Annotated in this window: 12 protein-coding genes and 1 other annotated feature; of the genes, 2 read left to right on the top strand and 10 right to left on the bottom strand. The window is 44.4% G+C overall.

Going from position 1 to position 12,278, the window contains the following annotated elements; translation table 11 throughout:
• The first annotated feature begins 85 nt into the window (after positions 1-85).
• Positions 86-448, top strand: coding sequence for a ribosome hibernation-promoting factor, HPF/YfiA family (gene hpf, locus IEY18_RS01495; protein ID WP_188917113.1), 363 nt, complete (start codon positions 86-88; stop codon positions 446-448).
• Between the two features lie 108 nt (positions 449-556).
• Positions 557-674, top strand: a sequence feature (Phe leader region).
• A gap of 58 nt (positions 675-732) precedes the next feature.
• Positions 733-2,724, top strand: a complete 1,992-nt coding sequence (locus tag IEY18_RS01500) for a chorismate mutase (protein WP_188917115.1) — start codon at positions 733-735, stop codon at positions 2,722-2,724.
• Between the two features lie 69 nt (positions 2,725-2,793).
• Here the strand turns inward: IEY18_RS01500 and IEY18_RS01505 are convergent, their stop codons facing one another.
• From IEY18_RS01505 to ffh, 10 genes are all read right to left on the bottom strand, one after another.
• Positions 2,794-3,129: a hypothetical protein gene (locus tag IEY18_RS01505; protein ID WP_188917118.1), complete on the bottom strand. Its 336-nt coding sequence runs from the start codon at positions 3,127-3,129 to the stop codon at positions 2,794-2,796.
• Positions 3,130-3,264: 135 nt separating this feature from the next.
• A complete protein-coding gene (locus tag IEY18_RS01510) occupies positions 3,265-4,347 on the bottom strand; it encodes an FAD-binding oxidoreductase (protein WP_188917120.1) in 1,083 nt (360 codons plus the stop codon).
• Between the two features lie 65 nt (positions 4,348-4,412).
• The gene (gene hcp, locus IEY18_RS01515) at positions 4,413-6,071 is read right to left on the bottom strand and encodes a hydroxylamine reductase (RefSeq protein WP_188917122.1); all 1,659 of its coding nucleotides are present in this window, start codon (positions 6,069-6,071) and stop codon (positions 4,413-4,415) included.
• A 216-nt stretch (positions 6,072-6,287) separates the two neighbouring features.
• Positions 6,288-7,427 carry a bifunctional chorismate mutase/prephenate dehydrogenase gene (tyrA, locus tag IEY18_RS01520; protein WP_188917124.1) on the bottom strand — a complete coding sequence of 380 codons (1,140 nt, stop codon included), beginning with the start codon at positions 7,425-7,427 and terminating at the stop codon, positions 6,288-6,290.
• A 12-nt stretch (positions 7,428-7,439) separates the two neighbouring features.
• On the bottom strand, positions 7,440-8,531 hold the full coding sequence (locus tag IEY18_RS01525; RefSeq protein ID WP_188917126.1) for a 3-deoxy-7-phosphoheptulonate synthase: 1,092 nt from the start codon (positions 8,529-8,531) through the stop codon (positions 7,440-7,442).
• Between the two features lie 195 nt (positions 8,532-8,726).
• Complete coding sequence (gene rplS / locus IEY18_RS01530; protein WP_188917128.1) at positions 8,727-9,080, bottom strand: 50S ribosomal protein L19; 354 nt, start codon at positions 9,078-9,080, stop codon at positions 8,727-8,729.
• A 33-nt stretch (positions 9,081-9,113) separates the two neighbouring features.
• A complete protein-coding gene (gene trmD / locus IEY18_RS01535) occupies positions 9,114-9,860 on the bottom strand; it encodes a tRNA (guanosine(37)-N1)-methyltransferase TrmD (RefSeq protein ID WP_188917130.1) in 747 nt (248 codons plus the stop codon).
• A gap of 14 nt (positions 9,861-9,874) precedes the next feature.
• Complete coding sequence (gene rimM / locus IEY18_RS01540) at positions 9,875-10,405, bottom strand: ribosome maturation factor RimM (protein ID WP_188917132.1); 531 nt, start codon at positions 10,403-10,405, stop codon at positions 9,875-9,877.
• 20 nt (positions 10,406-10,425) lie between these two features.
• Positions 10,426-10,674, bottom strand: coding sequence for a 30S ribosomal protein S16 (rpsP, locus tag IEY18_RS01545; RefSeq protein ID WP_188917134.1), 249 nt, complete (start codon positions 10,672-10,674; stop codon positions 10,426-10,428).
• 201 nt (positions 10,675-10,875) lie between these two features.
• The gene (ffh, locus tag IEY18_RS01550; protein WP_188917136.1) at positions 10,876-12,249 is read right to left on the bottom strand and encodes a signal recognition particle protein; all 1,374 of its coding nucleotides are present in this window, start codon (positions 12,247-12,249) and stop codon (positions 10,876-10,878) included.
• Between the last annotated feature and the right edge of the window lie 29 nt (positions 12,250-12,278).

A 12,278-nucleotide genomic window follows, 5' to 3' on the forward strand; every position in this document is an offset into this window, starting at 1 on the left:
AGTAATTCGAAATGTGATTTCCTTCACGACTTTGCTGGCAAAGCTTGGTAGTCTGAACTCAAGGAAACAGCAAAAGGTTAGACATATGGTAAAGATTACAAGTAAACAATTTGAAGTCACAACCTCTATTCGCGAACGTGTTGAAAGCCGCTTGGAGAAGCTATCTCGACACGATGTGCAGCTGATTAATCCACATATTATCCTGAGCCAGGAAAAGCTCAATTTTAAGATAGAAGCAAACGTCGGCATTCCTGGCCACAAATTATTCGCCCAGGCGAAAGACAAAGACCTTTACGCAGCAATTAATGCAATGGGTCAAAAGCTTGAGAAGCAATTAAATCGCCTGACACATAAACCCGAAGCACAACGTCACGCCTCACTAGAGCCAATGGCTGAGTCAGTTGACGATGACTTCGACGATGAAGATACGGAGGGTTACGCAGCTTGATATCCGTTTTAATTTTCACAAGCGCACCTTCGGGTGCGCTTTTTATTGAAGATGAATAAATTTTCGTTGACAGCGTCTAGCTCCGGGCATTAATTTAACTCCTATGAAAACGAATTCTCGCAATATTTTTACTTTCTTTTTTATTCTCTGCTGATTTGGAGGCGGATTTTACGTGTAAAAACGAAAGTGAAAATCCTAAGCCTCCCAAACGGGAGGCTTTTTTGTTTGAAGTCATCAAGCTAAATAATTTCCCCTATAAGAATTAGGGCGCAACTGAGGTCAGCATGAATAAACCACAAGCACTCAATCAAACTCGACAAGAGATCACCTCTTTAGACAATGATTTACTAGAGCTGCTGGCAAAGAGAAGATCGCTAAGCCTAGAAGTTGCAAAAAGCAAAGAAGTTGATGTTCGACCAATTCGCGACACTCAAAGAGAAAAAGAACTCTTGGAGCGACTCGTAAAACAAGGTCGAGAAAAGGGCTTAGATGCCCATTATGTGCTCTCGCTATACCAAGGTATTATTGAAGATTCAGTTCTCAACCAACAGGCCTATCTACACGGGCGCGCAAATCCGGAAACCCAAAAGCAACAATATTGTATTGCTTATTTAGGCGCTCGAGGCTCATATTCATACCTCGCAGCAAACCGCTACTGTCAACGCAGACAAGTCGAAATGCTCGATCTAGGCTGCCAAAGCTTCGATGAAATTGTCCATTCGGTCGAATCAGGGCACGCAGACTATGGCTTTTTACCAATCGAGAATACTTCATCGGGCTCAATTAACGAAGTTTATGACGTACTGCAACACACAAGCCTTTCTATTGTTGGCGAGACAACGATAGAAGTCGGGCATTGTTTATTAGCGAAACAAGGTAGCCGTAGCAATGACATTAAAACTGTTTACGCGCACCCTCAACCAATTAGCCAGTGCAGTCGATTCTTGGGGCTCCATCCGGAGTTTAAACTCGAGTATTGCTCAAGCAGCGCAGAAGCGATGGAAAAAGTACTTCAAGCCGATTGCCACTCTGTCGCCGCCATAGGAAGTGCCGAAGGCGGCGCACTTTATCAGCTCGAAGCGATAGAGAAAGGCCTCGCAAACCAAAATATTAATCAAAGCCGTTTTATTGTCGTTGCCAGAAAGTCCGTCGCTGTCCCTTCGCAATTGCCAGCGAAATGCACATTAATTATGGCGACAGGTCAAAAGCCTGGCGCGTTAGTTGAAGCTCTCCTCGTCTTAAAAGCACATGATCTGAATATGAGCAAGCTGGAGTCTCGCCCTATTCCCGGAACCCCTTGGGAAGAGATGTTTTATTTGGATATTGACGCCAACCTCGCAAGTGACAATATGCAAGCCGCACTGGTAGAGATTGAGCGAATTACGCGTTTTATTAAAGTACTTGGGTGCTACCCCTGTGAAACAGTAAAACCAACACAGCTCAGTAACAGTCAATTAATGATTGAGCCGGACACGTCTAAAGCTGATGTAACCGAACCATTGCAAAATGATTTAGAAGCCCCTGCACAAAGGCGTTCTGCAAAAGAATACAAACAACAAGCTACTGAGATCGTTGATCGCCAATTGAGCATAGGTTCCGGAAACTTCAATGCGCTAGCGCAGCTCACCCTTGGTAATGACGTCGAAGTCATGGGGCAACAAGCGAAATTAATCAAAGAAGCGGGTTATCAAGCGGTCATTATCCAAGGCTTGAACCAAGTTGCTGAAATGCCACAAAAACTAAGAGCACTTTGTCATGCACTACACCAGTTTGATTTAGTTGCAATAGCCAAGATTGAACAGCAACCCGACATTGGTAAAATCGCGCCAGTGGTTGATATGCTGCAAGTTTGTGGTAAACAAATGTTTAACCAAGATTTGTTGTCCCTAGTCGGCTCTTTGCACATTCCGGTTATTCTTGAGCGCAATACCATGGCCAGTATTGACGAATTACTGAAATCTGCAGACATTGTACTTGAGCAAGGCAATCAGCAAGTACTCCTGTGTGAGTCTGGTATCAGAACCTTTGACCAATCCGCAAAGCCAGCCTTAGATTTAGCGGGTATAATTGAGTTAAAACGTATAAGCCACTTACCCGTCGTGGCCAATTTAAGTTATGCCGTTGAGCTTGTCTCATTTGAGTGTCAAACCCAAGCATTAAAGTCACTTGGTGCAGATGCGATTGTGTTACCAGTCGATGGTACTGCGACGCACAATGAAAGCGGTCTTATCCAAGGGCAACATGGCAAGCTGTTAAGGCAGCTACATCAAAACTAGCTTAAACCAAAAATAAAAACGAGCCCTTGAGGCTCGTTTTTCAATTTATCCAGAACTTACAATATTCAACTAGATCAAACGCCCATCGGCAAGAGAAAGCCAGCCTTTTACGATCCGTAAAGTAAACCAAGTAAAAGCTGTCGTCGCCAGCACTATACTCAACCAAAACTGCGGTAACACGTACGCGAGCACCAACATTACCATCAATCCGGCAATCGAATGTTTCTGCCACTTCAGGTGAGTCGCAATGAGCTCACCAACATCGTTTTGTCGTTGTGACAAGTTAATCGTCAAGCTTAAAAAAACTGGCAACAAGAGCAGTGGGAAACCAGTCATCAATCCATATAGTAAATGTCCCAAACTGGGATCTTCCATCGGTATAGCTTGAGAAGTTGAAGAATTCATATAAATTGCTCCAGCCATTACCAAATAAAAAAAGCAGAAGGATTCCCTTCTGCCTTTAACCATACGTTCTGATGTCTACTTGTGCAACTTTTGCGAACAGAATCTTCTCTTTACATGCACAAATAGACTTAACCGCTACACCTTCAAGGTAATATCTGACTTCAGCTTTGTTGAACAGGCAAGCACAAATCCATTTGCGATTTCATCTGGGGTCAATGCCATTTGACTAGTGGACTCAACTTCACCTTCAACAACTTGGCATTTGCAAGCACCACAAACACCACTACGACACGCGGCGATCATCGGTAGCCCTTCAGCTTCGACACCATCTAATATGGTTTGCTCCGATTTCAGCTCTCGCATGCGATCGCCAATTTTCATCATGAAGCCTTTTAGGCTGTCACTCTGATCAACTGCTACTTTGGCGTTCACTAGAGCCGGATCGCCAAAGCTTTCTTGATGGAAGTTATCCATATTAAAACCAAGCTCATCTAGCATCGACTTCATTGCAGCCATATAGGGTTCAGGGCCACAGACAAAAACAGTTCGTTCTTTAAAATCGGGAACCAATTGCTGTAACGTGTGCTCATTAAGTCGACCTGAAGCAACCTGTTCAATATTTGACTCTCGTTCCGCGTCTTGCTCCAAGACATAACCCAGTTTGAATTCTTGGTTATTTTGCGCCATCCGCTCTAAAGACGATTTAAAAATGACATCTTCCGGGCTACGGGCACAATGAACAAAAGCAATATCTGCCCCAACTTGAGTATCGGTGAGCCAGCGTGACATTGAATACATTGGCGTAATGCCGCAACCTGCGCTCAAGAAAAAATACTTCTGTGTTGCTGGCACATCAACGAGGTTAAAGACACCACTAGGTCCATTTACAATAACACTATGACCAACTTGCAAAGTATCAGCCAAATAGTTAGATACCAATCCATCTTGAATTCGTTTAACTGTAACAACTAGAGAATATGGGCGAGACGGTGAAGAAGAAATGGTATAACTGCGATAAACCGTTTCGCCTTTGATATCTAGAACAAATGTTAAAAACTGACCCGGCTTAAAATTAAACTTAACAGGCTCAGTTCCCTCAAATCGAAAACTTACGACATCATGAGTTTCTTGCCATTTTTCCGTACAAACGAGGCGAATTTCACCTTGCTGCCATGTACCGGCAGCGAGCTGCTTAGCAATCACTTCAGCATCTCCCATAGAACACTACTTTAAAAAGAAAAAGCGCAGATCAACATAAAGTTAATCTGCGCAATAGCCGACAATTAAGCAACTTTAATCATTGCATTAAGGTCATCTTCAACTGTTGAAGTATTCTTCAGGCCAAACTGATCTTCTAGGATCTTAGCTAGGTTTTCAGTTAAGAACGCTGGTGGCGTTGGGCCAGTACGAATGTTCTTCACACCAAGTGATAGTAAGGTCAACAATACAACAATTGCTTTTTGCTCGAACCAAGATAAAACAAGGCTTAATGGCAATTCGTTGATGTCACACTCAAAGATTTCAGAAAGTGCAATCGCAAGCTGAATCGCAGAGTACGCATCATTACACTGACCGATATCTAGCAAACGTGGAATGCCATTGATATCGCCAAACTCAAGCTTGTTGAACTTGTACTTACCACAGCCAAGCGTCAAGATCACAGTGTCTTCAGGTACTGAACGTGCAAGATCAGTGAAGTAACTCCGCTCGTTCTTGTCGCCATCACAACCACCAATTAGGAAGAAGTGCTTAATAGAACCATTTTTTACATTTTCGACAACAGTTGGTGCTGCAGCCATCAATGCGTTGTGCGCAAAACCAATGGTAATTTCATGTGGAATCTCATCATAAGTGAAGCCATCAAGCGCTAATGCTTTTTCGATAACAGGCGTGAAATCTTCACTTGTTAGATGCGTGACACCCGGCCAACCGACAATACTGCGCGTAAAGATACGGTCAGAATAAGAACCAACATTTGGATCAATGATGCAGTTAGAAGTCATCACGACCGCGCCTGGGAAGTTAGCAAATTCTTTCTGCTGGTTTTGCCAAGCACTGCCGTAGTTACCAACAAGGTGTGGGTACTTCTTCAACTCAGGGTAAGCCAACGCAGGCAACATTTCGCCATGGGTATATACGTTAATGCCTTTGCCTTCGGTTTGCTTCAAGATCAACTCTAGGTCAACCATGTCGTGACCTGAAACAAGAATAGCCTTACCTTTAACTGGCTTAGTGTTTACTTGCGTAGGTTCAGGGTGACCAAAAGCCGTCGTTTCGCCGGTATTTAGCATTTCCATCACGCGGTAGTTCAACTGTCCAATTTCCATTGAAGTCGCAAACAGTTTATCGGCGTCGGTAGAATCTTCACCTAGGAACGACATGATTTCATGGAAACGTCCAGCGACTTCTGCATCAGTTTGATCAAGTACGCGTGCATGTTCCATGTACGCTGCTGCACCTTTGAGTCCATACAGACATAGAAGACGCAAGCCTAGAATATCTTCATGCACATCACCACGGTTAGGAGCGGCGATACTCGCCTGCTCAAGCATTTCTACTTTTGAAGTTCCGAGAACCAAAGTCGCAGTTTCAGGAAGTACAGCAGGCGTTTGACCAGCTTCTTGACACGCTGCTTCATACGCTGTTTTTAAGCGCGCACGATAAGCATTCGCTTGCTGGGTATATTCAACGAGACGCTCATCATCAAAGTTCACGTTGGTTAACGTTGAGAAAAAAGCTTGAGGAACAAAGGTATCAATCTCGGCATCGATGATACCAAATTCACGCGCTTTCACGGCATAAGCTGAAACGCCTTGAAGCATGTAAATGAGTAAATCTTGAAGATCTGATGTTGACGCTAGCTTGCCACACATTCCTTGCGTGTAGCTACAGCCATTGCCAGCTGGTGTACGGATAGTTTGCTCACATTGAATACAAAACACGGCATATACTCCTAGTTATTTAATCATGCTTTTTTTTTGCATGTTTTGTTGTAGTTTAACCGTTCAAATTAGAAGCAACAGCCATTTTTCAGATGAGATTCAAAAACTATGAATAAGATCACCTTTAGTGTTTTCTAAATTGCACAAAAAAAAAAGAGAGCCGGTAGCTCTCTTTTGGTTCTTTATCTCGTATATTCCAGCAATGATATGACTTGCCTAATTTGACTTCATATCATTTACAGACTGCAGCATGGCACGACTTTCTTGTTGGAATTGAGGCGCAAAATCCCCAAACCAAGTAGCCACCTGACTGAAGCTATCAATGAAGCCTTGACGATCACCAGACTTAAGCAACTCCAGTGCGCGTTGATAATTTTCTAGGTAATCGCCAATCGCTTCCATACTATCTTGCTGCGCAAAAATAATATCAGCGTAAAGCTCTGGGCTTTGCGCAAACAGACGCCCAACCATTGCTAACTCAAGTCGGTAAATCGGAGAACTAAATTGCAGTAAAGTATCAATATCTGCCTGTTCTTTACAAAGATTCAACCCGTAAACAAACGACGAGAAATGCCGCATCGCTTGCACAAGTTGCATGGCCTTATCGTGGCGCTCTGGTTCAGCTTCTACCAGTCTCGCTCCCCAAATTTCAATTTGCTCAAGCAACCATTGATATTTTTCTTGTTCACGGCCATGGCAAACCACGACAACCTGTTTAGCCAAGCTACCGACATCAGGACCAAACATGGGGTGCATACCCAATACAGGACCGTTGTGAGCCGCTAACATTGCTGCCATCGGCTCGGTCTTGATCGAGGTTAAATCCGCTAAAATACAGCCTTCTGGCAACTGAGTCAGTTTATTGCGGATCACATCACACGTAATGGAGATCGGTACGGTCACGATGACAAGGCCTGCTTCTGCAAACAGCGTATCAGCTTGTGCCCAATCGTCTTTATCCAGTGTTTTGACCGGATAGCCAGACAAAGTCAGCATTTGGCCAAAGAGTCGTCCTAGTTGGCCTTCTCCGCCCACAATGACCACATTTCCAACATCTTGTTTTACTTGTTTGAAGCCAACATCTTTCTCATTTAAGTATGACTCACGCATTAAGCGGCGTAAGATGTCTTCAATCAATTGTGGTGAAATGTTCATAGCTTCGGCTTCTGCACGGCGTTTGCCTAGCATGGCAGCTTCACGCTGGGGCGCATATATGGGTAAGCCTGCGCTATGCTTCACAGCACCAACTTGCGCGACCAAATCAAGCCGTTTTCTTAACAGGTGCAAAAGCTGTTGGTCGACACCGTCGATCAAATCTCTCAGCTTTTCTAAATCCTCTGTTGTCTTCTCATTCATGATGCGATTCCCTTAAGCATTTGCTGCATCGAGCATAGCAAATCGAGATGGCAAAATCGGCTTTAATTGCTCAGCACCTTTGCGTAATAAGACCTCGGTCGTTTGCCAATCAATACAAGCATCAGTAATCGATACGCCATAATCCAGTTCGCTCAACTGTTTGTTACTCGGCTGGTTACCTTCATTTAAATGACTTTCAAGCATGACACCAATAATTGAACGATTTCCGGTTGCGATTTGGCCGAAAATATCTTCGCAAACGGCCTGTTGGCGGCGATGATCTTTCGAAGAGTTGCCATGGCTACAGTCAATAATAAGCCGCGCATTTTGACCTGAATTATGCAATTGCTGCTCACACTGGCTCACACTATTGGCATCATAGTTTGGCTGCTTACCGCCTCGCAAAATAACGTGACCATCAGGGTTACCTGCGGTTTGCAATAAAGCCACTTGACCTTGTTGATTGATCCCAATGAACCGATGGCTGCTTGCGGCAGATTTCAGCGCATTAATCGCTACATCTAGCTTTCCATCCGTACCGTTTTTGAAGCCGACAGGCATTGATAACCCAGAAGCCATTTCACGGTGGGTTTGCGACTCTGTAGTTCGAGCGCCAATTGCAGACCAAGTTACCAGCTCAGATAAATATTGCGGGCTAATAGGGTCAAGCGCTTCAGTAGCTACCGGTAGTTCAAGTTCTGCTAACCAGATCATTAACTCACGCGCTTGGCGCAAACCTTTGTCAACGTTGAATGACTCATCCATATCTGGATCATTGATTAAACCTTTCCAGCCCACCGTCGTTCTAGGCTTTTCAAAGTAAACACGCATCAAGATGTAAAACTCATCGCTCAGCTCATCGTGTAACTTTTTTAGTTTTAATGCGTATTCTTTCGCAGCATCGATATCATGAATTGAACACGGCCCTGTCACCACCAGCACTCGGTTATCTCGTTTATGAACAATATCTGCAACGGTCTTTCGCGCATCAACAATGTATTGATAAGCGTGTTGCGACAACGGCAGCTGCTGCTTTAACGCCTCAGGTGTTACGAGCACCTGCTCTGAACTAATATGAACATTGTTGATGGTATCTTGTTGCATTTGTCTCACCTGAGTATTGGCTATTTACTAAATTTTGCAATGCTGTACTGCTACACCATTACATCGTTGTGACAATATGCCCTGATGAAGTGACAATATCAAGTAAAAGATTTTAATAGTCCTAAAAACACAAAAAACCGCCTCGAGGGCGGTTTCTTGTGCGAACACAGCATTATGTTTTTTCGGAAACTAGTTTTACTTAGTTGCCAACTTCTCACGGATACGCGCAGACTTACCTGAACGCTCACGTAGGTAGTAAAGCTTAGCGCGACGAACACGACCACGACGCTTCACATCAATGCTTGAAATTAGAGGGCTGTGCGTTTGGAAAGCACGCTCAACACCTTCACCATTAGAGATTTTACGTACAGTGAAAGCAGAGTGAAGACCACGGTTACGCTTAGCGATAACCACACCTTCGAACGCCTGTAGACGCTCTTTGTTACCTTCTTTTACACGTACCTTAACGACAACTGTGTCACCAGGGCCAAACTCAGGTACGTCTGTTTTCATTTGCTCATCGTTGAGCATTTTAATGATGTTGTTCATATTTACTCCGTCCTAGTAATAACTGAGCTGCGACTATTCACTTTGATTCATTTGTTCAATGAACTGTTGCAGTAATGTCGTTTGTTCGTCAGTCAGAGCTAGATTTTCAATTAATTCTGGTCGTCTGAGAAAAGTTCTACCGAGACTTTGCTGTAAACGCCAGAGTCGAATTTTTTCGTGGTTGCCACTTAACAATACTGGGGGAACTTCCATCCCATCCAAGGTTTCAGGACGCGTGTAGTGAGGACAATCCAGCAACCCGTCAGAGAAAGAATCTTGCTCTGCAGATGCTTGTTTACCTAGAACACCAGGAATCAAGCGCGATACTGAATCGATTAATGTCATTGCAGGTAACTCACCGCCCGAAAGCACGTAATCACCGATTGACCATTCTTCATCTACTTCAGTTTGGATAATTCGCTCATCAACACCTTCATAGCGTCCACAAACTAGTACCAAACTGTCTGATTTTGCCAACTCTTCAGCGCCGCGCTGATCCAGCTTACGACCTTGAGGAGATAGGTAAATCACTTTTGCGCCTTCACCAGCTGCAGCTTTTGCAGCATGAATGGCATCTCTTAGCGGTTGCACCATCATCAACATACCGGGGCCACCGCCATAAGGTCGGTCATCCACAGTATTGTGTTTATCATGGGTGAAATCTCTTGGATTCCACGTTTGCAACTCTAATAAGCCCTTGTTGACGGCTCGACCCGTGACTCCATAATCAGTAACGGCACGAAACATTTCGGGAAACAGGGTAACGACCCCTAACCACATATGTTGTACCTCGACTAAAAGTCAGGATCCCAATCCACGACTATCTGTTTTGCCGTCAAGTCCACTTTTTGAATGAACTGTTCGGTGACAAAAGGGATCATACGTTCCGTTTTGCCAAAGCCATCTTTTGCGTTGGCTTTCACGAGTAAGACATCATTTGAACCCGTCTCGACGATTTCTTGAACCTTACCCATGTTATAGCCAGTTGAGTTAATCACTTCACACCCAATCAAATCACGCCAGTAGAATTCATCTTCTGGAAGCTGTTCCATTTGTTCAACGGCAATGCCGATCTCACAATTGGTTAACTCTTGTGCTTTTTCACGGGTGGTAACACCTTCAAGCTCAGCAACAACTGCTTTACCTTGATAGCGCCACTGGACAACCTTCACTTCGCGCCATTCGCCTTGCTCTTTAATCAACCAAGGTGAATAGTCAAAAATACCTTCAACAGAATCGGTATAGGTGGTGATTTTCATCCAACCTTTGATGCCGTAACTGGCTCCTAATTTGCCAAGTACAACAGGTTGTTGATTACTGCTCATCAATCTATACCTTTACGCTATTAAGCCGCAGCTTTAGCGTCTTTGATTAGCTTAGCTACACGCTCTGAAGTAGCAGCGCCAGTAGCAACCCAATGCTCAATACGCTCAAGATCGATACGTAACGTTTCTTCTTGGCCTTTGGCTAGTGGGTTAAAGAAACCAACACGCTCGATGAAACGACCGTCACGGGCGTTACGGCTGTCAGTAACTACGATGTTGTAAAATGGACGCTTTTTAGCGCCACCACGAGCTAAACGAATGGTAACCATGCGTTTTTTATCCTCTAATGATTTGCTTATGTTCAAGCAAAAATAAAAACTGGAACCCCGTGTTCGCGAAGAGCCCCAGAAAGAAAGCCGGAAGATTTTACCTGACTTTTCAACTAATGCAACAAAAATCCGGCGATTCCTAGTGCTGCAAAGCGTTTTACCTAAGGTAAAAACAAGCCAAAATTTGGTTTATAAATTGATTTAGCGACCCGGCATCTTCATGCCTGGTGGTAACATCCCACTCATTCCGCGCATCATTTTCTTCATGCCGCCTTTACCTGACATTTTCTTCATCATTTTTTGCATCTGAGTAAATTGCTTTAAAAGGCGGTTAACATCTTGAATTTGCGTACCTGACCCCATCGCAATACGACGCTTACGAGAGCCCTTAATAATATCAGGACGTTTACGTTCTCCGGGCGTCATTGAGTTAATGATCGCTTCCATTTGCCCCGTCATTTTGCCATCTTGCACTTGTGCGAGTGCCTCTGGTGGCAATTGGCCAACACCGGGTAGCTTCTCAATCATGCTCATCATGCCGCCCATATTCTTCATCTGATTGAGCTGCTCTCTGAAATCTTCTAAATCGAAGCTGCCGCCTTTCTTCACTTTAGAAGCAAGTTTTAGCGCCTTATCTTTATCGACACCACGCTCAACTTCTTCAATCAATGACAGAACGTCACCCATTCCTAGAATCCGTGAAGCAACACGATCAGGATGGAATGCTTCTAGTGCGTCGGTTTTCTCACCAACACCTAAGAATTTAATTGGTTTGCCAGTAATATGGCGAATCGACAACGCCGCACCGCCACGCGCATCACCGTCAACCTTGGTCAAAACAACACCGGTCAGCGGAAGCGCTTCATTAAATGACTTTGCTGTATTGGCAGCATCTTGACCCGTCATGGCGTCAACAACAAAAAGCGTCTCTACCGGGTTGACGGCCGCATGAAGCTCTTTGATCTCGTCCATCATCGCTTCATCTACATGCAAACGACCCGCGGTATCGACAATAACAACATCGATGAACTTGAGCTTGGCATGAGCAATCGCAGCCGTTGCGATATCGACAGGCTTCTGAGTCACATCCGATGGGAAAAACTCAACCTCTACTTCACTTGCCAACGTTTCTAACTGTTTAATCGCTGCGGGGCGATAAACATCCGCACTCACCACAAGAACCGATTTCTTCTCTCGAGTTTTTAAAAACTTCGACAGCTTCGCAACACTGGTGGTTTTACCCGCCCCCTGTAGACCGGCCATCATAATGACAGCTGGTGGCTGGGCAGCAAGATCTAGGGATTCATTCCCCTTACCCATAGCGCGTTCAAGTTCTTGCTGAACAATCTTGATGAACACTTGGCCTGGTGTCAGGCTTTTAGAAACTTCCTGTCCAACTGCCCGCTCTTTAACGCTTGCTACAAAGTCACGAACAACAGGCAATGCGACATCTGCCTCTAACAGAGCCATACGCACTTCACGTAACGTCTCTTTAATATTGTCTTCTGTGAGTCGACCGCGACCACTGATATTTTTCAGTGCGCTGGACAGCCTGTCGGATAGGTTCTCAAACATGGTGTAGTACTTACCGTCTTAGAATGTTC

This window comes from Shewanella gelidii (assembly GCF_014647855.1).
In the GTDB taxonomy this organism is placed as follows: domain Bacteria; phylum Pseudomonadota; class Gammaproteobacteria; order Enterobacterales; family Shewanellaceae; genus Shewanella; species Shewanella gelidii.